This window comes from Xanthomonas sp. LF07-6, from assembly GCF_034105445.1.
Classification (GTDB): Bacteria; Pseudomonadota; Gammaproteobacteria; order Xanthomonadales; family Xanthomonadaceae; genus Xanthomonas_A; species Xanthomonas_A sontii.
On the sequence record NZ_JAXGGI010000004.1, the window covers coordinates 138444 to 159861 of the forward strand.

Sequence of the window (21418 nt, forward strand, 5' to 3'; positions counted from 1 at the left end):
AAAAGCCACCCTCGCCCGGCGTTCCGGCCGGCCGACCCCCTGTCGGTTTTTTGGTGCCGCACGTCCCTTGCCGGGACGCGAGAGGCTCACGCCTGTCGCTGCTCGGAGCTGTAGATGAACCGAGGTGGAATGCGGAACTGACCCGAGTGTTAACTCGGCCTCTCGAGTACGTCAAGTTTTTGACTTAATGCGACACGCGCCGTGACACAGACCGCGAATTCAGCCTGATTTCGTTAAATTTTCGATAAATATCAATGAAAACAACCAACTCGCGCCAATTTTTCGGCACGGACCTTGCCAGCGTTGACACACCGCGCTTCGGGCGATTTCGTTTCCTGTCAAGGACTTGACGCGGCCGGGTGGTAGAAGCGCAAAAGCGCGCCCAGGCATGCCGAGTGACGGCTCCAGACGGCTGCGCATGGCGCCGACTGCGCGAAATGGGGCGAGCGGTCGCGCGGCGGAGCGACCTTGTGCCGCACGACGGGCGGGTGCTGCCGGGCCGTCGCTACACGGCGAAGAGCACCACGCGCGGGAGGACGCACCATTCGCTTGCAAGCGGTGGCGGATGGCGCAGGCACACGCACGCTGCAGCGATGACGGCACCGCGCAAGGCGCACCGCACCGCGATATCCCGCAGGAACGGCTTCAGCCGCGACCGCGCACGGTCAGCTCATGCGCAGGCGGGATGCGCCGAGGAAACCCACTCGACACACGGGAAATCGACGGCATCGGCCGTCAAACCGCCAGTTCGGCCGGCCTGGATGCGGTCCTGCGTCGGGACTGCAGTCCTTCCCACATGGGACACTGCGACCCGCGATTCGGCGCATGCGCCACGCCACCAATCACGGCAGTGCATTGTGCATCCCACAGCGATGGCAGCGCGGCACAGACCCGAGCAACGTAGCCGGCAGCGCCGGCCCGCACATCGCGGCAGCAGGCGCTGCCGACGGCGCCCTGGCAAGAGCCAGCGCCAGCACGCGATCAGGTCGCAGAACACGTCGCCGTCGGCAGCCCACCAGACAGGCGCGCCGCCATCGCGGCGAGCGCGCCGGGGGCGGGCTTCAGCCCACCCACACCCGCGCATTGCGGAACATGCGCAGCCACGGCGCCTCGTCCGGCCACTCGGCCGGATGCCAGCTGAGGTTGAGCGAGCGCAGGGTGCGTTCCGGGTGCGGCATCAGGATGGTCACCCGGCCGTCGTCGCTGGTCAGGCCGGTGATGCCGTCGGGCGAGCCGTTCGGGTTCAGCGGGTACTGCGTGGCGACGGCGCCATGGCCGTCGACGAAGCGCAGCGCCACGCGCGCGGCGGCCTGGTCCACGGCAGTGTCGAACTCGGCGCGGCCTTCGCCGTGCGCCACCGCCACCGGGATCCGCGAGCCGGCCATGCCGCGCAGGAAGATCGACGGCGATTCCACCACTTCCAGCAGGCTGGTGCGCGCCTCGAACTGCTCGCTGCGGTTGCGCAGGAAGCGCGGCCAGTGCTCGGCACCGGGAATGATGTCCTTGAGCTGGCTGAGCATCTGGCAGCCGTTGCACACGCCCAGGGCGAAGGTGTCCGGACGCGCGAAGAACGCGGCGAAGGCATCGCGCAGCGCCGGCCGCTCGAGGATCGAGGTGGCCCAGCCGCGACCGGCGCCGAGCACGTCGCCGTAGCTGAAGCCGCCGCAGGCGGCCAGGCCGACGAAGTCGGCCAGGTCCACGCGGCCGGCGATGAGGTCGCTCATGTGCACGTCGAAGGCGCGGAAGCCGGCGCGCTCGAACGCATTGGCCATCTCGATCTGGCCGTTGACGCCCTGCTCGCGCAGGATCGCCACCTTCGGCCGCTGGCCGCTGGCCACGAACGGCGCGGCGACGTCCTCGGCCGGGTCGAAGGCCAGTTTCGGCTTCAGCCCGGGCGCGGCGAAATCGCGCGCCAGCGCGCGCTCCTCGGCGGCGCTGTCGGGGTTGTCGCGCAGCGTCTGCATGGCGTGGGTCACCGACCACCAGGCATCGAACAACTCGTCCCAACGCCATTCGGCCAGGGTCTTGCCGCCCAGCCCCACGCGTACCGCCGCAGCGGTGCTGGGGCGGGCGATGCGCTGCGCACACTCGGTCAGCGCATGGCGCTCGACAAGGTCGGCGAACGCCGCGCGGTCTTCGCGCGCGACCTGCACCACCGCGCCCAGTTCCTCGTTGAACAGGCTGCGGAACGGATCGTCGCCCCAGGCATCGAGGGTGATGTCCAGGCCCTGCCGCGAGGCGAACGCCATCTCGCACAGCGTGGCGAACGCGCCGCCGTCGCTGCGGTCGTGATACGCCAGCAGCAGACCAGCCTCGCGCGCATCGCGGATCAGTTCGAAGAACGCGCGCAGCCGCTGCGGATCGTCCAGGTCCGGCACCGCCCCGCCGAACGCCGGCAGCGCACCGTCGCCATGCACCTGCGCCAGCACCGAACCGCCCAGGCGCTGCTTGCCGCCGCCCAGCCCGATCAACCACAACTCGCTCTCGGCCTCGCGCGCCAGCAACGGCGTCAACTGCGCCCGCGCATCGGCGACCGGCGCGAAGGCGGAGACGATGAGGGAGACGGGCGAGACGGATTTGTGGGTGGCGGCGGGACCCGGGACCCGGGACCCGGGACCCGGAACAGCGGCGCCGTCGGTAGCCGCAGATTTAGCGTCCCAAGGCGCAGCATCCTGCTTTTGCCGTTGCTCTTGCTCCTCCCGGGTCCCGGGTCCCGCGTCCCGGGTCCCGGCCAAACTCCACTGCGCCTGCATTGACAGCGAGTCCTTGCCCACCGGGATGCTCAGGTCCAGCTGCGGACACAGTTCCATGCCCACCGCCTTGACCGCGGCGTACAGGCGCGCGTCCTCGCCGTCGTGGTTGGCCGCGGCCATCCAGTTGGCCGACAGCTTGACCTGGTCCAGCGCCTGCACCGGCGCCGCGCACAGGTTGGTGATCGCCTCGCCCACCGCCATCCGCGCGGCCGCGGCGGCGTCGAGCAGGGCCAGCGGGGTGCGCTCGCCGATCGCCATCGCTTCGCCGGCGTGGGTGTCGAAGCCGGCCAGGGTGATCGCGCAATCGGCCAGCGGCAACTGCCAGGGACCGATCATCTGCTCGCGCGCGGTCAGGCCGCCGACGCTGCGATCGCCGATGGTGACCAGGAAGCTCTTCGCCGCCACCGTCGGATGGGCCAACACACGCAGCCCGGCCTCGCGCAGATCCAGCGCCTCGGTGTCCAGCTCCGGCCAGCGCGGCGCCGGCGGCTGCCGGGTGTCGCGATGCATCTTCGGCGGCTTGCCGAAGAGGACGTCCATGGGCAGATCGATCGGATGCTGGGAATGGGGAGTGGGGAATGGGGAATGGGCAACAGCGGAGTCTGCCTGCTTTTCACCATTCCCGATTCCCGATTCTCCATTCCCACCGCCGAGCACCCCGTACCCCACGACGAGCCGTTCCTCGGCGGTCGCCACGCCCACGGCGGCAAACGGGCAGCGCTCGCGTTCGCAGATCGCGGCGAATTCGGCCAGGCGCGCCTGCGGCACACCGAGCACGTAGCGCTCCTGCGATTCGTTGCACCACAGCTGCATCGGCGACAGCGACGGGTCGTCGCTGGGCACGCGGTCCAGGTCGATGAGGCCGCCTACGCTGGAATCGTGCAGCAGTTCGGGAATGGCGTTGGACAGGCCGCCGGCGCCGACGTCGTGGAACCAGCGGATCGGGTTGTCCGCACCCAGCGCCACGCAGCGGTCGATGACCTCCTGCACGCGCCGCTCCATCTCCGGGTTGTCGCGTTGCACGCTGGCGAAATCCAGGTCCTCGGCGCTGTCGCCGGAAGCCACCGAACTGGCCGCGCCGCCGCCCAGGCCGATCAGCATCGCCGGGCCGCCGAGCACGATCACCGCATCGCCGGGCTGCAGCGGGATCTTCTCCACCTGCACGCGATCGATCGCGCCCAGACCGCCGGCCAGCATGATCGGCTTGTCGTAGGCGCGGGTCAGGTCCTGCGTCTCCGGCAGCTCGAAGCTGCGGAAATAGCCGAGCAGGTTGGGCCGGCCGAATTCGTTGTTGAACGCGGCGCCGCCGAGCGGGCCGTCCAGCATGATCTCCAGCGCCGGCGCCATGCGCGGGTTGAGCGGCCGCGCGCCTTCCCACGGCTGCGGCAGGCTGGGAATGCGCAGGTGCGAGACGCTGAAGCCGGTCAGGCCGGCCTTGGGCTTGCCGCCGCGGCCAGTGGCGCCCTCGTCGCGGATCTCGCCGCCGGCACCGGTGGAGGCGCCCGGGAACGGCGCGATCGCGGTCGGGTGGTTGTGGGTCTCGACCTTGATGCAGAACGCCGACGGCGTCACCGCCTCGCTGCGGTACTCGCCGCTGGCCGGATCCGGGCGATAGCGCGCGGCCGGATGGCCTTCCACCACCGCCGCGTTGTCGCTGTACGCGCTGAGCGTGTGCTGCGGGGTCTGCTGGTGGGTGTGCTTGATCATCCGGAACAGCGAGCGGTCCTGCTCCTTGCCGTCGATGGTCCAGCTGGCGTTGAAGATCTTGTGCCGGCAGTGCTCGGAATTGGCCTGCGCGAACATCATCAGTTCCACGTCGGCCGGATCGCGGCCGAGTTCGCCGAAGCGCTGGCGCAGGTAATCGATCTCGTCCTGGGCCAGGGCCAGGCCAAGGCGCGCGTTGGCCGCTTCCAGCTGATCCAGCGGGATGCGCTCGACCTCGCCGCGCGCCGGCGCCTGGAACAGCGCCTGCGCCTGTGCGGCATCGTCCAGCAGCGACTGCGTCATCGGATCGTGCAGCAGCTTGGCCAGCGCGGCCTGGTCGGCCGGCGCCTGCGGCCAGCCGGCCAGGTCCAGGCGGGTACCGCGCTCGACCCGGCGGATCGCCAGCCCGGCACCGCGGACCAGTTCGGTGGCCTTGCTCGACCACGGCGAGCGCGTGCCCAGCCGCGGCACTACGTAGCGCGAGCAGGTGCCCGCCTCCGCCGGCGCCGGCGCGTCCTGCGCCTGCAGGATGCGGCGGGCCGCGACCAGGTCCAGTTGCCCGGCGTCGTCGCCGTCGAGGAAGTACACGTGCCAGGCGCCGACGATGCGCACGCCGGGAACGAGGGACTGCAGGCGGGTTTCGAGCCGAGCGCGACGGAACGGCGAAAGGGCGGAAGCGCCCTCGAGGACGATCATGTCCGGGGAACCGTGTGAGGAAACGGGCTGGCTATTGTAGCGGAGAGCTGGGAATGGGGATTCGGGAATGGGGAATCGGCACAGCCGGCCGCCGAGCGGGGTCGGCGCCAGCGGACGTGCTAGAGGTGGTTGGGCGACAGCGGACGCGGCGCTCCAGCGGCAAAACGCGCGGTGGCACCAACGGTGGCGCAAAGGCCGCACCGCCGACCAAGGGGGAGAGACGGGCGTTCAGCGGCCGTGGCCGCGGGAACGAGCGACGTCGCACCCATTCCCGATTCCCGTTTCCCCATTCCCGGCCGCTCAGCGGCTTCCGCCCGCCTTCGTCGCTTCCGCCGCGCGCTTGTCCAGCGCCTCGCGCATCTTGGCCGGGGGCAGGTAGCCGCCGATCTGGGTGCCGTCCGGGGCGAAGATCGCCGGGGTGCCGTTGACGCCCAGGCGCTGACCCAGGTTGTACTGCATGGTCACCGGGTTCTTGCAGTTGGTCGCGCTCGGCACCTTGCCGTTGGCCTTGGCGTCGGTCAGCGCCTGCTTCTTGTCGGCCGCGCACCACACCGCGACCATGTCCTTGTAGTCCTGGCTGCCCAGGCCCATGCGCGGGTACGCCAGGTACTCCACGGCGATGCCCTGCTTGTTGAGCTCGCCGATCTCGCTGTGCAGCTTGCGGCAGTAGCCGCATTCGATGTCGGTGAACACGCTGATGGTGTACTTGGGATTGGCCGGGGCGAACACGATGCGGTCGGCACGCGGCGCCGATTCCAGCAGCTTGCGGCGGTAGCTCAGCAGGCCTTCGCTGGAGGCGAACTGCTTTTCCTGGATGTCGAACGGCTGCGCCTGGAACAGGTAGCGGCCGTCGTCGGAGACGTACAGCACCTGCCCGCCGACCACCACTTCGCGGAAGCCGGGGAACGGCGCGGCGCCGATGTAGTCGGGCTTGAAGTTGGGATCGAGCTGCAGCAGCGCCGCGCGTACGCGCTGCTCGCCCGGTGCGCCGGCAGGAGCGGCGGCGGCCGGCTTGGCAGCGGCAGCGCCGCCGGTGGGCGAAGCCGGCTGCGCGCAGGCGGAAAGAGAAGTGGCGCACAGCAGCGCAAAAAGAGCAAAACGGAGCATTGGCTATCCATGAGGGCTGCGGATCGGCCGGATTGTCGCATACCCCCTTGTCCGCTCGATGTAGACAGGCTGAGCGGGGGGCACGCCGTCGCAGCAAGGGCGCGGATCAGTATTTCGCGTGCTCCGGATAGCTGCCCGCACCCGCCGGATCGCGCAGCGCCAGTGGCAGCGACCAGCGCAGCAGACCGCCATCGGTCAAGGCCCAGAGCGTGGCGCCGTCCCACGAAAACGCCAGTGTGTTCAGCGAACCGCGCGCCGGCGAGGCCAAGCGCAGCGGTGTCTGCGCGGCGGCGATCTGCCACAGCGCCAGCTGCGGCCCGGCCGCGGCGGGGGCGTCGCTGCCCAGCGCCAGCAGCCGGCCGTGCGCCGAACGGGCCGCCGCCTTCAGCGCGTCGGCGCACCCCAGCAAGGCCGACAGGCGCACGCGGCCGTCGTCCATATCCAGCACATGCATACCGACGAAGCGCGCTTCGGGCTGCGCCTTCGACGCGCCGGACGGCGCGAACTGCGGCGTCCCGGTGCCTTGGTCGGCCAGCATCAGCACGAAGCCGCTGGCGATCCAGCGACCCTGCAGCGACCCCAACGGGGTGGGCACCCACTGTGCCACGCCGGAGGCGTCGGCCGGATCGGGGCGACCGAAACGCTGCGGCAACGCGAACGCGCGCAGGACACGCCCGCTGGTCGGATCGAGGGCGGCGATGCCCTGGGCATCCTCCACCCACAGCGCATGCGGGTCGCGCAGGCGCACCGGCCACAGCTGCGCATTGCCCTTCTTCGCCGCATCCATCAACGCCTGTCGCGGCGCGCCGAACACCGGCGCGAACGCCCAGGGTCCATCAGCCGCCGGTACCGCAGCGGTCGGCGCATTCAGGATGAACCGACTGCTGCCGAACGCACCGCCACCGCCACCGCCAGCGTAGCTGTGATCGAAATACACGGGGCGCTGCGCGGCATCCAGTTCCCAGCGCGCGTCGCCATCGCTGCCCTCGCCATCGACCCGGTAGCGACGCAGGCGCCGCGAGGCGACGTCATAGGCATACAGAACGGCGGACTCGCCAGCGGCGCCGGCCAGGAACCACACGCGGCTGCCCTGCGCATCGGACATCAGCCGTTGCGCACCGCCCTCGCCCTGCCAGACCGTTTCCGTCTGCCAGCGCGTGCCGTCGTGATGCAGCCGCCACAGCCGGGTGCTGGCGTCCGTCCCGCCCAGCACCTGCATGCTGAGCAACAGATCGCCGTCGGGCAGCGCCAGCAGATCGCGCGGGTAGCGGGCGCCGCTGTCCGCCGTGGCCAGTTCGCCGCCGAGCGCGTCCCAGGGCAGCGCGTCGAACGGCAACAGCGGCACGTCGTTGCGCGGCGGGACAAACGCGATGGCCGGCGCCGCACGGGCGCGCTGCGGCGGCAGCGTCCATGCCAACGGCGACGCGGCCACACGCACCGGCTGCTGCGGCACGCTCGCGGCGAGCGCCTGGCGCACGGCCTGGAACAGCACCGCCGGCACCACGCGCTGGCTCAACCGCGACGGCTGCGACGCACCGCCCAGCGGATTGAACTGGGTGATCTGCCTGATCACGCTGTAATCCGGATTGGCGTAGTTGTCGGTGCGCTCGATGCTCAGCGCGGTGGTCGCATGCCCCATGGCCGCGGTCATGTCGAAGACGCATACCCTCAGTTCCAGACGCCCGCTCAGTCCCTGGCGTTCGCTGCGCGTGGCGCAGTATTCCGCATAGCGCGTCTCGCGGAACACAGCCAGTTCGGCGCGATCCTGTGGCGCCCAATCGCTGCGCTCGCGCGCCTGTTGCAGGCGCGTGCGCGCCTCCTCCTCAGTCAGCGCGCCCTGCTCCACCGCCGCCTGCAGCATCGGCTGCGCGAAGCGCTCGGCCAGCGCCGCGCGCAGGTCCTGGCGGCGTGACAGCAGGACCCGGCCCCAATCGTCGGGCAGATACGACAGCGGCAAGGTCTCGTTGCCTTCCTGGAAGCCCCCCTGCGCCTGCACGACGCCACGTACCGCGGCCTGCACCTGGGCATACGGCGCTGCGATCAGCAGATGCGCCGCCGTGGCCGGTTCGCGCTGCCCTCCCGGCAGCGTCCAGAACAGCAGATCGTCGTGGCGACGCACCGCCGGTGCCTGCGCCTCCAGCGCCGTGCCGGCAGCCGCGATCTGCCACGCGCTGTCGCCAGGCTCGGCCGCCAGCATGGCGGACGGCTGCACCGGCCCGGCCGCGAACGCGCTGCCGAGCGCGAGCAGCAGCAGGCCGGCACAAGCTCGTGCTGGCGCATGGGAAACGCGATGTCGCAACTCGCTCATGGACGCACTCGATGGAAGGGAAAGGATGCCATCGCCGGCGGCAGCTGCAGTTGCCGCTCAGCCACGCGGATGATGCTTGCGGTGCAGGCTCTGCAGGTGCTCGCGCGCCACCAGCGTGTAGATCTGGGTGGTGGACAGGGAACTGTGGCCGAGCAGCATCTGCAGCGCGCGCAGGTCGGCGCCGCGGTTGAGCAGATGCGTGGCGAAGCTGTGGCGCAGGCCGTGCGGGCTGATCCGCACCGGATCGATCCCGGCCACCGCCGCATAGCGCTTGACCAGCCCCCAGAACTGCTGGCGGGTCAGCGCGCGGCGCGCGGCGTCGATGAACAGCGGCACCACGCCATCGCTGGCCGGCACCGCCTGCCCCGCCGCCAGCGCCGGGCGGGCGCTGTCCAGATAGCGCTGCAGCCAGTGCTGCGATTCCTCGCCCAACGGCACCAGCCGCTCCTTGCTGCCCTTGCCGGTGACCCGCAGCACGCCCTGGCGCAGATTGACCGCGTTGGCCGGCAGGTTCACCAGTTCGCTGACGCGCAAGCCGGCGGCGTACATCAGCTCGAGCATGGCGCGGTCGCGCAGGCCCGCCGGCGCGGTCGCGTCCGGCGCCGCCAGCAGCGCATCGACCTGGCTCTCGGCCAGCGCCTTGGGCAGCGAACGCGGCAGCCGCGGCGGTTCCAGCAGCGCGGTCGGGTCGTCGCTGCGCTCGCCGCGGCGCACGCGCAGCGCGAAGAACGCGCGCAGCGACGACAGCCAGCGGGCGTTGCTGCGCGGCGAATAGCCCAGCTCGGTACGCCATGCCAAGTAATCGAACAGCGCCTGTCGATCGGCACCGGCCAGCCCGCCGCCGGCACCGTCGCGCCAACGCGCGAAGCCCTCCAGGTCGCGGCGGTAGCTGTCCAGGCTCTGCCGCGCCAACCCCTGCTCGGCCCAGGCCGCATCCAGGAACTGCTGGATCGCCAGCGCATCGGCCTCGCGCAGCGGCGCGAGCCGTTGCGTCTGCTGGCGGCGTTCGGCGGGGGAATGCAGGGAGGGCATTTGGGGGATTGGGGATTGGGGATTGGGGATTGGGGATTGGGGATTGGGGATTGGGGATTGGGGATTGGGGATTGGGGATTGGGGATTGGGGATTGGGGATTGGGAATCGGGAATCGGGAATCGGGAATCGGGAATCGGGAATCGGGAATCGGGAATCGGGAAAGCCTAGCGGCTTTGCCGGGGGGCGCAAGGTCGATGTGGGCGGGACGAGCGCAGGGCTGCGCATGCCCGAGCCGCGCGCAACGCAGTCCACCGCAAAGCGTGCGACTGGCTCTAAGCTGTGTCGATGAGCGCACCGCCTCCCGCTTCCGCCCCCCGTCCACGCGCGCTGCTGCTGTGGCGGCTGCTGGCGCTGTTCTACGACGCCTGGCCAGTGCTGGCGCTGTGGTTCGTGGTCTCGGCGCTGTTCACCCTCGGCTACACGCTGGAGGGCCATGCGCCGCGCGAGAACATCGCCCCGTTCAGCGCCCTGCAGTGGCTGCTGTGGCTGTGCTGCTGGGTGGTGGCCGGCCTGTACGCGACGCTGAGCTGGCGTCGTGGCGGCCAGACCCTGGGCATGCGCCCATGGCGGCTGCGCCTGCACGGCGCCGACGGCAACGCGCCAGGCTGGGGCGCGCTGTGGCGGCGCTATCTGGTCGGTACCGTGTCGTTGTTACTGGGCGGGCTGGGGTTCTGGTGGGCGCTTTTTGATCGCGAACGGTTGACATGGCATGACAGGGCCAGCGGCACGCGCTTGAGCCGCCAGCCCAAGGCCAAGCCCTGACCGCAGCGCATGGGCGCTCGGCAGCGCGCCAACCGCTCCTGGCACATCGAGACCGCTGCGGCGCGGCACGACCGTGCCAGCGGCACTCGCCTGACCCGGCTACCGAGAACGAAGCCCTGACTGCACTGCCTGGGCGCGCGGCGGGGTGTGACCCACGTGGCGTGCGAAGACGGCGAGCAGCGTCATTACCGATCCTGGTGCTTGCGCAGCGATTCGGCCTTGCGCGAGGCGAGCTTGGCGCCGATCCATCGCTCCAGGAATCGGCCCAGCCAATAGCTCCCCCACAGCATGCACAGGAGCAACAGCAACGGCACGACGGCCTGCGGCAACCGATCCAGCAGCGGCATCAGTCCGATTGTGGCCAGCGGAAGCAAGATGGGCAGGAACGGCAGTATCTTCACCAACGACCGCACATGGCCATCGAAATGCGGATTGCTCGCCAGCCACTGACAGCACGCCATCGTTGCCAGATACAGAACGCAGAACGCCAGCCCGGTCGTGCTCGGACGCCGCATCGCTAACTGCTGCGTTTGCGGAACAGCAACCAGGACACGGTGAGCATCACCAGCGGCGGCAAGGCGTAGGCGATGCGGTAGTCGAACTTCAGGGCGCCGGCCATGCGTCCGAAGAACAGCTGCAGCAGCCAGAACACCAGGGCGAACAGGATGCCGAGGAACAGGCGCTTGCCCATGCCGCCACTGCGCAGCGCGCCGAACGCGAACGGGATCGCGGCGAAGCACAGCGCCAGCACATTCAGCGGATAGAACCAGCGGCTCCAGTACTGGTCCTCGTAGTCGCGCGCGTCCAGGCCATTGCGGCGGCGGTACTCGATGCTGGTGTGCAGGTCGCGCGCCGACAGGTTGCGCGGCTTGGCCAGGCCCGAGGCCAGCGCCGCCGCGTCCAGCTGCGATTGCCACGGCAGGCTGTCGAACTTCTCGCGCTGCACCGAGCGTTCGGCGAAAGTGTCGCGGTAGGCCTGCTTGAGCGTCCAGCCGTTGTGCCGGTGCTCGGCGATGGCGGCATGGGTCAGCGACGCCAGCCGGCCGCTCTCGTCCAGCGTGTACAGGCGCACGTCGCGCAGCTCCAGCCAGGTGCCGCCGCCGTCCTCCAGGTGCTCTTCGCCGGCCTGGGCATTGAGGAAGGTGTTGCCCTCGCGCGCCCACAGTCCGGAATAGCGCGCCATGCTCATGTCGCCGTTGTACTTGGCGTTGGCCTTGATCGCGTCGGCCTGGTTCTGCGCCCATGGCGCCAGGGTCTCGCCGTTGACCACCATGACCACGGTCAGCACCGCCATGGTCGAGGCCGCGGCCAGGCTCAGCCGGCGCCGCGACAGGCCCAGCGCGCGCAGCGCGGTCAGTTCGGAGGTGGCCGCAAGCTGGCCCAGGCCCATCAGCACGCCGATCACCGCGCCGGTGGGGAACAGGGTGTAGGCGCGGCGCGGCACCGTGTAGGCCACGAACGCGGCGGCATGGCCCAGGCTGTAGCTGCCGGTGCCGATGACCTTGAACTCGTTGGACAAGGCCATGATCACGTCCAGGCCCAGCAGCACCGCCCAGGTCAGCAGCACCGTGCCGAGCACGGCGCGGCCCACGTACACATCGTGCAGGTTCGGACGCAGCCTCATGCCGGCTGCCTCCGCGGCCGCGACAGCCGGCCATCGCGCAGGTACATCCACACCGACAAGGCCAGCAACGGCAGGGTCAGCCACCACAGGCCGAGCGCGCGCGGCAGCTTCTCGGTGCTCAGCCACTGCGTGCCGAGAAACATCAGGTTGGTGCCGACCAGGTAGGCCAGGAACGCCAGCATGATCCGGCCATAGCGCTGCTGCCGCGGCGAACTGCGCGACAGCGGCAGGGTCAGCAGCGCGAAGGCCAGCGCCAGCAGCGGCGGCGCCAGGCGCGCATGCAGCTGCGCATTGGCCTGCGGGCGCGGATCGCCGATCAGCTTGGCGGTGGGCAGCAGTTCGGGGTCATCGTCCTTGCGCGCGGCGTTGCGGTCGGGCAGCGCCACGTCGTTGCTGACGAAGCGCATCATCCGGTAATCCAGCCCGTCGCCGGCCAGCGGCCCCTCGACCCGGTAGCCGTCCTCCAGGCGCAGGTAGCGGTCGGCCTTGCCCTCGAAGAACATGGCGCCGCGCTGCGCGGTGACCACGTCCAGGCGGCCGTCCTTCTGCCGCTGCATGAACACCTTGCTGAGCTTGGTGCCGTCCCCGGACAGGGTGCTGATGTAGACGATGCCGCCGTCGGACAGCGGGGTGAAGCGCCCCGCCTCCAGCCCGGCCATCAGCAGGCTGTGGTTGGCCTCGTCGATCAGCCGGTCGGAGGTACGGTCGGCCCAGGGGCCCAGCCACAGCGAGCACATGCCGACCAGGGTCACCACCGGGATCACCAGCATCAGGATCGGCCGCAGCAGGCGCCGCGGGCCCACGCCGATGGCGGTGATCACCGCCATTTCCGAGTCGCGGTACAGCCGCGCCAGCGCCAGCAGCAGGCCCAGCATCAGCGCCAGCGGCAGGATCAGCGGCAGGTACACCACGAACTGCAGGCCCAGCTGTGAAAACAACAACTTGGCCGGGATGCGGCCATCGGCGATGTTGCCCAGGATGTCCACCAGCACACCACCGACGCTGACCACCAGCAGCACGATCAGGGTGGCCGAGAAGCTCTGGACGAAATCGCGCAGCAGGTATCGATCGAGCTTCGGCATGGGGGTGGGTTGATTTAAACTCTCGGATTCGTTCGCGGCTGCCCCAGCCTATCCGACTGGGGGTAAAGAGTCCGCGATTGTACGGATTTGCCAACGGAATCTGATCAATGGCCCTGGAATTCACCCTGAACCACGACGCCCCGGCCACCGCGGCGTTCGACTGCATCGTCGTCGGCGTGTTCGCCGACAAGCGCCTGTCCCCGGCCGCCCAGGCCCTGGACGCGGCCAGCGGCGGACGCCTGACCGCGCTGGCCGATCGCGGCGACGTCAGCGGCAAGACCGGCGCCACCGCCCTGCTCCACGACCTGCCCGGCGTGCAGGCGCCGCGCGTGCTGACGGTGGGCCTGGGCGACGCCGCCAAGTTCGGCGTGCCGCAGTATCTGAAGGCGGTCGGCGACGCCGCGCGCGCCCTCAAGAGCGGGCCGGCGGCCAGCGCGCTGCTGACCCTGAGCGAGCTGGAGGTCAAGGGCCGCGACCAGGCCTGGGCGATCCGCCAGGCGGTGATCGCCAGCGACCACGCCTGCTACCGCTACACCGCCACCCTCGGCAAGAAGAAGCCCGACGACAGCGGCCTCGCCCGCCTGGCCGTGCACGGCGACGACACCACCGCGCTGGCCCAGGGCGAGGCGATCGCCGCCGGCGTGAAATTCGCCCGCGAACTGGGCAACCTGCCGCCGAACCTGTGCACCCCGGCCTACCTGGCCGAGACCGCCGCCGCCTTCGCCCGGGGCGTGGACGGCGCCGAGGCCGAGATCCTCGACGAGACGCAGATGCAGGAACTGGGCATGGGCTCGCTGCTGGCGGTGGCGCGCGGCTCGGCCAACCGCCCGCGCCTGCTGGTGCTGAAGTGGCATGGCGGCGGCGACGCCCAGCCCTACGTGCTGGTCGGCAAGGGCATCACCTTCGACACCGGCGGCGTCAACCTGAAGACCCAGGGCGGCATCGAGGAGATGAAGTACGACATGTGCGGCGGCGCCAACGTCATCGGCACCTTCGTCGCCGCCGCGACCGCGCGCCTGCCGCTGAACCTGGTGGTGGTGGTGCCGGCGGTGGAGAACGCGATCGACGGCAACGCCTATCGCCCGTCGGACGTGATCACCAGCATGTCCGGCAAGACCATCGAGGTCGGCAACACCGACGCCGAGGGCCGCCTGATCCTGTGCGATGCGCTGACCTACGCCGAACGCTTCAAGCCAGCGGCACTGATCGACGTGGCCACCCTCACCGGCGCCTGCATGGTCGCCCTCGGCCACCAGACCGCCGGCCTGATGAGCAAACACGACGACCTGGCCGCCGAACTGCTGGCCGCCGGCGAGCACGTGTTCGACCGCGCCTGGCGCCTGCCGCTGTGGGACGAGTACCAGGGCCTGCTGGATTCCAGCTTTGCCGACGTCTACAACATCGGCGGCCGCTGGGCCGGCGCGATCACCGCCGGCTGCTTCCTGTCGCGCTTCACCGAAGGCCAGCGCTGGGCGCACCTGGACATCGCCGGCGTGGCCAGCGACGAAGGCAAGCGCGGCATGGCCACTGGCCGCCCGGTGGGCTTGTTGTCGCAGTGGTTGCTCGACCGCGCCGCAGGCGGCGCGGCGTGATTAGGGAGTCGGGATTGGGGATTCGCGAAACGCGCCTCCGCGTTTCCTTTGCGTGTCCCCTGCCCCAGCAGGCGACCATGATACGCGGTTGCCAATCCCCAATCCCCAATAACGAATCCCCGCTCTGATGCGCGCCGACTTCTACCTGATCGCCAAGCCGCGGTTCCTCAACGAACCGCTGCGGCTGGTGTGCGAACTGGCGCGCAAGGCCAACGACGCCAACCTGTGGACGCTGGTGCTGGCGCGCGACATGGCCCAGGCCGAGGAGCTGGACGAGTTGCTGTGGGCGTTCGATGCCGACGCCTACATCCCGCACCAGATCGCCGACGCCGATGCCGACGAGGAAGAGGCGCAGGTGCTGATCGTCCCGCCCGGCGTCGACGCGCCGCAGCGGCCGCTGGTGATCAACCTGCGCGATGCGCCCTACCTGGGCGCCTGCGACCGCGTCCTCGAAGTGGTGCCGGCCGACCCATCCGCGCGCGACCCGCTGCGCGAGCGCTGGAAGCAGTACAAGGCCCAGGGCTACGCGGTCAGCAAGCACGATATGTGAGGGGCCGGGATTGGGGATTCGGGATTCGGGATGAGTCCCCGCCCCACTCCCTCATCGGCACCGCACGGCAAGAAATCCCGAATCACCAATCCCCAATCCCGGCTTCTCCATGACCACCCTCGCCTCCAGCTACGATCCCACCTCCTTCGAATCGCGCCTGTACGCGCAATGGGAAGCGTCCGGTTACTTCGTGCCGTCCGGGAAAGGCACGCCGTACACCGTGCTGCTGCCGCCACCGAACGTGACCGGCACGCTGCACATGGGCCACGCCTTCCAGCAGACGCTGATGGATGCGCTGGTGCGCTACCACCGCATGCGCGGCTTCGACACGCTGTGGCAGGTCGGCAGCGACCACGCCGGCATCGCCACCGAGATGGTGGTGTCGCGCAACCTGACCCTGGAAGGCAAGGGCGAGACCCGCGATTCGCTGGGCCGCGACGGCTTCATCGCCAAGGTCTGGGAGTGGAGGCAGCATTCCGGCGACACCATCGAGCGGCAGATGCGCCGCCTCGGCACCTCGGCCGACTGGTCGCGCAGCACCTTCACCATGGATCCGCAGCCGTCGGCGGCGGTGATCGAGGCCTTCGTGCGCTGGCACGAACAGGGCCTGATCTACCGCGGCCAGCGCCTGGTCAACTGGGATCCGGTGCTGAAGACCGCGATCTCCGACCTGGAAGTGGAGAACGTCGAGGAAGACGGCTTCCTGTGGTCGATCGCCTACACACTGGACGACGGCGCCAGCTACGAACACGTCGAGCACGACGCCGACGGCAACGAGACCCTGCGCGAGACCCGCGACTACCTGGTGGTCGCCACCACCCGCCCGGAAACCCTGCTCGGCGATACCGCGGTGATGGTGCACCCGGAGGATGCGCGCTACGCGCACCTGATCGGCAAGACCGTGACGCTGCCGCTGACCGGCCGCCGCGTGCCGGTGATCGGCGACGATTACGTCGACCGCGCGTTCGGCACCGGCGTGGTCAAGGTCACCCCGGCGCACGACTTCAACGACTACCAGGTCGGCGTGCGGCATGGGCTGCCGATGATCAACCTGTTCACGCAGACCGCCGCGCTCAACGACAGCGTCCCGGAAAAATACCGCGGCCTGGACCGCTTCGACGCGCGCAAGGTCGTGCTGGCCGACCTCGAAGACCTCGGCATCCTGGTCGAGACCAAGCCGCACAAGCTGCAGGTGCCGCGCGGCGATCGCACCGGCCAGGTGATCGAGCCGTACCTCACCGACCAGTGGTTCGTGAAGATGGACGCGCTGGCCAAGCGCGGCCTGGAACTGGTCGAGTCCGGGCAGATCCAGTTCGTGCCGCCGAACTGGATCAACACCTATCGCCACTGGATGGAGAACATCCAGGACTGGTGCATCAGCCGTCAGCTGTGGTGGGGCCATCGCATTCCGGCCTGGTTCGACGACGCCGGCAACTGCTATGTCGGCCGCGACGAGGCCGACGCGCGCGCCAAGGGTGGCCTGGCTGCCGACGTCGCCCTGCACCAGGACAGCGACGTGCTGGAAACCTGGTTCTCCTCGCAGCTGTGGCCGTTCGCGACCATGGGCTGGCCGGATCCGCAGGCGATGGCCGAGCGCGGCTTCGACCGCTACCTGCCGTCGAGCGTGCTGGTCACCGGCTTCGACATCATCTTCTTCTGGGTGGCGCGCATGATCATGGCCACCGACAGCTTCACCGGGAAGGTGCCGTTCCGCGACGTCTACATCACCGGCCTGATCCGCGACAAGGACGGGCAGAAGATGTCCAAGTCCAAGGGCAACGTGCTCGATCCGCTGGACATCATCGACGGCATCAGCATCGAGGACCTGGTCGCCAAGCGCACCACCGGGCTGATGCAGCCGCGCATGGCCGAGAAGATCGAGAAGGCCACGCGCAAGGAATTCCCCGAGGGCATCATCGCCCACGGCGCAGACGCACTGCGCTTCACCATCGCCGCACTGGCCGGCCACGGCCGCGATATCAAGTTCGACCTGGGTCGCGCCGAGGGCTACAAGAACTTCTGCAACAAGCTGTGGAATGCCAGCCGGTTCGTGCTCATGAACACGCGCCAGGACGATGTGGACGCAGCGACCATCACGAACGCGTCGCCACGCGCCCAGGTGGCGAACCACGCGGACACCGCTTCGAATGCCGGTTCAGCCTCGCTTGCACCGGCCACCGATGCCGAGAAGTGGATCCTGCTGCGCCTGCAGGCGGTCACGGCCGAGGCGCAGGCGCAGTTCGCCGCGTACCGTTTCGACCTGCTGGCGCAGTGCCTGTACGAATTCGCCTGGAACGAGTTCTGCGACTGGTTCCTGGAACTGGCCAAGCCGGCGCTGAGCGGCGACGATGCGGCCGCCGCCGACAGCACCCGCCACACCCTGCTGCACGTGCTGGAAACCCTGCTGCGCCTGCTGCACCCGCTGACCCCGTTCCTCACCGAGGAGCTGTGGCAGCAGGTGGCGCCGCGCCTGGGCATCGCCGCACCGACCATCTCGCTGCAGCCCTATCCGGAGGCCGCGTCGATGGACATGGCCGCCTACGCCGGCGCCGCGGCCGACGTGGAATGGCTGAAGGCGATGGTGTCGGCGCTGCGCCGCGTGCGCAGCGAACTGCAGGTGGCGCCGTCGCGGCAGGTGCCGCTGCTGCTGCAGGGCGGCCAGGCAGAAGACCGCGCGCGAATCGAACGTTTCGCCGCGCAGCTGCGCTTCCTGCTCAAGCTGGAGTCCATCCAGTGGCTGGACGACGGCGCGCCGTCGCCGGCCGCGGCCACCGCGATCGTCGGCGAACTGACGCTGCTGGTGCCGCTGGAAGGCCTGGTCGACCTGGATGCCGAACGCCTGCGCCTGGACAAGGAGATCGCCCGCGTCGCCGCGGAGAAGGACAAGAGCGAGGCCAAGCTGGGCAAGTTCACCGACAAGGTGCCGCCCGCGGTGATCGAGCAGGAACGCCAGCGCCTGGCCGACTGGAGCGCGCAGCTCGACGGCCTGCGCGCGCAGCGCGCCAAGCTGTAGCGCGAGCGATTGGGCCGCCTCCGCCCATCACGGCGGTGGCGGAGGCATCATCATGCAGTATCGCGCGTCTGACGAATGCGCGATGTGGGAGGGACTTCAGTCCCGACGCGCTGCACCATCAGACGGCAAGCAATGCTGTCTGTCGTGGCCGAAGCCGCTCCTGCAGCGGGTCCCCGTCGTTATTGGATCCGCTCTGGAGTCGCTCCCACAGAAATTCTCGGCGAGTTGTTTGGTGCACTGGTGGAAGGACTTAGCCCAGACTGCTATCGAAGCCGGTGGCGATCTGCACTTCGCTCGTCGCGACTGAAGTCGCTCCCTCAGTTGGCTCCCACAACGCACCTGCGACGAGCGCGGCCAACGTTAAAAGCCGCTCTACGCCCGACCACTGGCATTCCACGCAACACGCACACCGCCGCCCGGCCTTCCAGGCGGCGGCGTAGCGATCCCTCAGAGCTTCCCGGCGCCGGCCTTGGCCTTGACGTCCGCCGCCACCTTGTTCGCCGGCAACAGCGAATAGGTGTACGGCGGGGTCCAGCCGATGTTGTTGTTCCACGAGCAGGTCAGCGCCTGGCCGTTGAGCAGCGAGCCGAAATCGCGGTAGACGCTGCCGCCGTAGTCGGCCGCGATCTTGTCGCAGCTGCTCACGCCGCTGATGTCGAAGACGTTGTTCTCGGAGAAGATCTTCGATTCCTTGCCGACGCCGTGCGCGTAGGAGAACGGATACACCGCATTGCTGGTGCTGCCGACGTGGTAGTTGTTGTACAGGTGCACCTGGCCGAAGCGCACCCGCGGCGCGCGCGCGGAGATGTTCTCGAACAGGGTGTTGTGGATGGTCACCTTGAGCTTGCCGCTGTCGGTGCTGGAGGCGCTGTCGCTGGAGCCGATCAGGTTGTTCTTCTCGTGCGACTTGAACACCGAGTACGACACGGTGACGTAGTTGGCGCCTTTCTTGATGTCCAGCGCGCCGTCGTGGTGCTGCTTGGGGCGGCCGTTGGCGGTGCCGTTCTGGTCGTCGGTGCGGCGGCCGTCGGTGAAGGTCACGTGGTCCACCCACACGTTGCTGGCGCCCTCGATGGTCATGCCGTCGTATTCGGAGTTCCAGTTGCCGGCGCTGCCGTCGTTCGGATCCCATACCGGTTGCGGATCCCATGGATTCTCGATGGTCAGGTTGCGCACGATCACGTCGTTGGCCTTGACGTAGAAGTAGCCCTCGCGGATCTCGGCGTTGCTGCCGACGCCGATCAGCGTGGTCTTGGTGGGCACGTCCAGGCGCGCGCGGCTCTTCATGTCCGCGGTGGTGCTGTACGGCGTGCCTTCGCTGATGTCGATGATGCCGTTGACCTTGATGATGCGGCCGTTGCTGCCGGCACTGGCCTTCAGCGCAGCCTTCAGCTGTGCCGCGGTGCTGACGCTGTAGACGTCGGCCGCGGCGGCCTTGGAACCGCCCTTGGTACCGCCGTTCTGCGTGGCCCAGCCGGTGCTGGCGACCTCCAGGCTGGCGTCGGCATGGGCGGCGCCGGCCAGGCCGGCCAGGCACAGGGCCAGGCCGAACGTGCGCAGCGGCGAGCGCGGCGATGAAGCGATGAGGGACTGCGTGGTCATCCTGGAAACCTCGTGAGCGTGCGTGGTTTGGACGCAGGCGCGCGCGCTCCGCAGCAGCGGAATGCACGGCGACGCCTGCGCGATCGCTGTCCCCTCGGACAACTGCGGGTCATGCCTTCGTGGGAGGCAGGCGCCGAAGAGGCGCGCACTGTAGACAGCGCGTGGCACGTGTAAAGAGGGGTTGGAGAAACGCGCGATCCAACCGCACAATGTGTGAACCACGTCGCACGAATCACCTGCGCGCGCCAGGGCGAAGCGGCACCATCGCTGCGGGACAACAACGCTGTCCCACCGACAGAAGGCGACATTGCGGAGGCCGCCTGCGACAGCGCAAAAACACCGAAAGCCGCAAACGGCAGGTGGCAGCCGCCGGGCCTCGCCCATCGACACGCAGCACGCAGGTGCGATTGCCACAACGAACACTGCCGGCGCCAACGCCGACCGCATGCAGCGGCATCGCCAGGATCAGGTTGGGGGACGCATGCGGCACAGCGCCGCCGCGCCGGCCGGGAGTAGGCCGGTACCACCTACACCGGCGCTTGCGCCAACGCCTTCCGCATCCAGGCGGCGGCACTCGAACGAAACCGCACGCCGCCCGCGGCGGACGCGCAGGAGCTCAGGACATGCCGTCGAAGAACAGCTCGATCGCCATCACCAGCGCGTCCTCGCGGCCGTTCGCGGCCGGGTAGTAGCGCGGGCGCCGGCCGATCTCGTTGAAGCCTTCGCTGTGATACAGGGCGATCGCATTGGGATTGGACGGCCGCACTTCCAGGAACACCCGTCGCGCGCCGAGATCGACGCCGTACTTGATCAGCGCGCGCAGCAGCAGCCGGCCGTAGCCGCGCGATTGCCGCTCCGGCGCCACGCAGACGTTGAGGATATGCGCCTCGTCGGCGGCGACGCTGATCACCCCATAGCCGACGATCGTGCCCTCCTCCACCAGCACCCAGCCCGGGTAACCGGCCTGCAGGCAGTCGCGGAAGATGCCGCGGGTCCAGGGGAACGGATAGGCGCGGCGCTCGATCTCCATCACCGCGTCCAGGTCGGCCTCGCGCAGGGCGCGCAGCGTGGCCGGCGGCGCCGACGCCGAGCCGAGCGCGCTCATCGCGGCGCCCGCTTGCGCAGCGCGCGCAGCTGCGGCCACAGCGCGCGCTTGGCCGCGGCGTTGCCGCGCAGTTCGTCCAGCGGCCAGGTCGCCATCAGCGCCTGCGTGGCCGGATCGTTGGGATTGAGGCCGGAAGCGCGCAGCAAGGCGATCTGCAGGCGGTCGGGCAGGCGCAGGCCGACCCGGCGCGCACCTGCCGCGGGCGCCGCACGCGGCGCGTCCGGCTGCACCGCCGGTGCCGGGGGCGCAGGTGCGCGACGCCGCTCCGGTGCGTCGCCGGCCGGCATGTCGGCGGCATGGCCGCCACGCGGCGGCGCCGATGCCGATGGCGCGCGCTGCACCGGCGTCGCCGGCTCGGTCGCCGGCGACGGGACGGGCTCGGGCTCGACCACGGCCGCGGCATCCACATACACGGTGTGACCCAGCGCCTGCAGCCAGCCGACCTGTTCGGCCGACCACAACGGCGCATGCATGGACGCGGGCTCGC

14 protein-coding genes are annotated in these 21418 nt (G+C 69.6%); 4 read left to right on the forward strand and 10 right to left on the reverse strand.

Features of this window, described 5'->3' with window-relative positions:
• Positions 1–1061 precede the first annotated feature (1061 nt).
• From purL to xerD, 4 genes are all read right to left on the reverse strand, one after another.
• Positions 1062–5153, reverse strand: a complete 4092-nt coding sequence (gene purL / locus SLW56_RS09555; protein WP_320694760.1) for a phosphoribosylformylglycinamidine synthase — start codon at positions 5151–5153, stop codon at positions 1062–1064.
• 300 nt (positions 5154–5453) lie between these two features.
• Positions 5454–6260, reverse strand: a complete 807-nt coding sequence (locus SLW56_RS09560) for a DsbC family protein (RefSeq protein WP_148829808.1) — start codon at positions 6258–6260, stop codon at positions 5454–5456.
• A gap of 106 nt (positions 6261–6366) precedes the next feature.
• The gene (locus SLW56_RS09565; protein ID WP_320694761.1) at positions 6367–8568 is read right to left on the reverse strand and encodes a hypothetical protein; all 2202 of its coding nucleotides are present in this window, start codon (positions 8566–8568) and stop codon (positions 6367–6369) included.
• A 57-nt stretch (positions 8569–8625) separates the two neighbouring features.
• Positions 8626–9600, reverse strand: coding sequence for a site-specific tyrosine recombinase XerD (gene xerD / locus SLW56_RS09570; protein ID WP_320694762.1), 975 nt, complete (start codon positions 9598–9600; stop codon positions 8626–8628).
• Positions 9601–9886: 286 nt separating this feature from the next.
• Between xerD and SLW56_RS09575 the strand changes: the two genes are divergently transcribed.
• A complete protein-coding gene (locus SLW56_RS09575) occupies positions 9887–10363 on the forward strand; it encodes an RDD family protein (protein WP_320694763.1) in 477 nt (158 codons plus the stop codon).
• A gap of 185 nt (positions 10364–10548) precedes the next feature.
• Here SLW56_RS09575 and SLW56_RS09580 read toward each other — a convergent pair whose 3' ends face one another.
• The 3 genes from SLW56_RS09580 to lptF are packed head-to-tail and all read right to left on the reverse strand — an operon-like array spanning position 10549 to position 13069.
• Positions 10549–10878 (reverse strand): hypothetical protein, encoded by a 330-nt coding sequence (locus SLW56_RS09580; RefSeq protein WP_267124479.1) that lies wholly within the window; start codon positions 10876–10878, stop codon positions 10549–10551.
• Between the two features lie 2 nt (positions 10879–10880).
• Positions 10881–11987 (reverse strand): LPS export ABC transporter permease LptG, encoded by a 1107-nt coding sequence (gene lptG, locus SLW56_RS09585; protein WP_017916644.1) that lies wholly within the window; start codon positions 11985–11987, stop codon positions 10881–10883.
• Positions 11984–13069 carry an LPS export ABC transporter permease LptF gene (gene lptF, locus SLW56_RS09590; protein WP_010343579.1) on the reverse strand — a complete coding sequence of 362 codons (1086 nt, stop codon included), beginning with the start codon at positions 13067–13069 and terminating at the stop codon, positions 11984–11986. Before lptF ends, lptG begins: the two co-directional genes overlap by 4 nt.
• Before the next feature lie 107 nt (positions 13070–13176).
• On the opposite strand from lptF, the gene SLW56_RS09595 reads away from it, so the two are divergent.
• The 3 genes from SLW56_RS09595 to SLW56_RS09605 all read left to right on the forward strand — a co-directional run bounded on the left by SLW56_RS09595 (position 13177) and on the right by SLW56_RS09605 (position 18224).
• Entirely contained in the window at positions 13177–14661 is a 1485-nt protein-coding gene (locus SLW56_RS09595) for a leucyl aminopeptidase (protein ID WP_320694764.1), read from the forward strand.
• Between the two features lie 124 nt (positions 14662–14785).
• Positions 14786–15211 (forward strand): DNA polymerase III subunit chi, encoded by a 426-nt coding sequence (locus SLW56_RS09600; protein WP_026144777.1) that lies wholly within the window; start codon positions 14786–14788, stop codon positions 15209–15211.
• 109 nt (positions 15212–15320) lie between these two features.
• Positions 15321–18224: a valine--tRNA ligase gene (locus tag SLW56_RS09605; RefSeq protein WP_320694765.1), complete on the forward strand. Its 2904-nt coding sequence runs from the start codon at positions 15321–15323 to the stop codon at positions 18222–18224.
• Positions 18225–18671: 447 nt separating this feature from the next.
• On the opposite strand, the gene SLW56_RS09610 is transcribed toward SLW56_RS09605, so the two are convergent.
• The 3 genes from SLW56_RS09610 to SLW56_RS09620 all read right to left on the reverse strand — a co-directional run bounded on the left by SLW56_RS09610 (position 18672) and on the right by SLW56_RS09620 (position 21404).
• Positions 18672–19826, reverse strand: a complete 1155-nt coding sequence (locus SLW56_RS09610) for a pectate lyase (protein WP_153752129.1) — start codon at positions 19824–19826, stop codon at positions 18672–18674.
• A 616-nt stretch (positions 19827–20442) separates the two neighbouring features.
• Positions 20443–20931, reverse strand: coding sequence for a ribosomal protein S18-alanine N-acetyltransferase (gene rimI / locus SLW56_RS09615; protein WP_010343574.1), 489 nt, complete (start codon positions 20929–20931; stop codon positions 20443–20445).
• The gene (locus SLW56_RS09620; RefSeq protein ID WP_295936750.1) at positions 20928–21404 is read right to left on the reverse strand and encodes an alanine acetyltransferase; all 477 of its coding nucleotides are present in this window, start codon (positions 21402–21404) and stop codon (positions 20928–20930) included. The genes rimI and SLW56_RS09620 overlap by 4 nt, the downstream gene beginning before the upstream one ends.
• Positions 21405–21418: the final 14 nt, after the last annotated feature.

What these genes read in the sequence shown, in the direction of transcription:
- purL (WP_320694760.1), bottom strand. Translation starts at nt 5,153, where the DNA reads ATGATCGTCCTCGAGGGCGCTTCCGCCCTTTCGCCGTTCCGTCGCGCT.
- SLW56_RS09560 (WP_148829808.1), bottom strand. Translation starts at nt 6,260, where the DNA reads ATGCTCCGTTTTGCTCTTTTTGCGCTGCTGTGCGCCACTTCTCTTTCC.
- SLW56_RS09565 (WP_320694761.1), bottom strand. Translation starts at nt 8,568, where the DNA reads ATGAGCGAGTTGCGACATCGCGTTTCCCATGCGCCAGCACGAGCTTGT.
- xerD (WP_320694762.1), bottom strand. Translation starts at nt 9,600, where the DNA reads ATGCCCTCCCTGCATTCCCCCGCCGAACGCCGCCAGCAGACGCAACGG.
- SLW56_RS09575 (WP_320694763.1), top strand. Translation starts at nt 9,887, where the DNA reads ATGAGCGCACCGCCTCCCGCTTCCGCCCCCCGTCCACGCGCGCTGCTG.
- SLW56_RS09580 (WP_267124479.1), bottom strand. Translation starts at nt 10,878, where the DNA reads ATGCGGCGTCCGAGCACGACCGGGCTGGCGTTCTGCGTTCTGTATCTG.
- lptG (WP_017916644.1), bottom strand. Translation starts at nt 11,987, where the DNA reads ATGAGGCTGCGTCCGAACCTGCACGATGTGTACGTGGGCCGCGCCGTG.
- lptF (WP_010343579.1), bottom strand. Translation starts at nt 13,069, where the DNA reads ATGCCGAAGCTCGATCGATACCTGCTGCGCGATTTCGTCCAGAGCTTC.
- SLW56_RS09595 (WP_320694764.1), top strand. Translation starts at nt 13,177, where the DNA reads ATGGCCCTGGAATTCACCCTGAACCACGACGCCCCGGCCACCGCGGCG.
- SLW56_RS09605 (WP_320694765.1), top strand. Translation starts at nt 15,321, where the DNA reads ATGACCACCCTCGCCTCCAGCTACGATCCCACCTCCTTCGAATCGCGC.
- SLW56_RS09610 (WP_153752129.1), bottom strand. Translation starts at nt 19,826, where the DNA reads ATGACCACGCAGTCCCTCATCGCTTCATCGCCGCGCTCGCCGCTGCGC.
- rimI (WP_010343574.1), bottom strand. Translation starts at nt 20,931, where the DNA reads ATGAGCGCGCTCGGCTCGGCGTCGGCGCCGCCGGCCACGCTGCGCGCC.
- SLW56_RS09620 (WP_295936750.1), bottom strand. Translation starts at nt 21,404, where the DNA reads ATGCATGCGCCGTTGTGGTCGGCCGAACAGGTCGGCTGGCTGCAGGCG.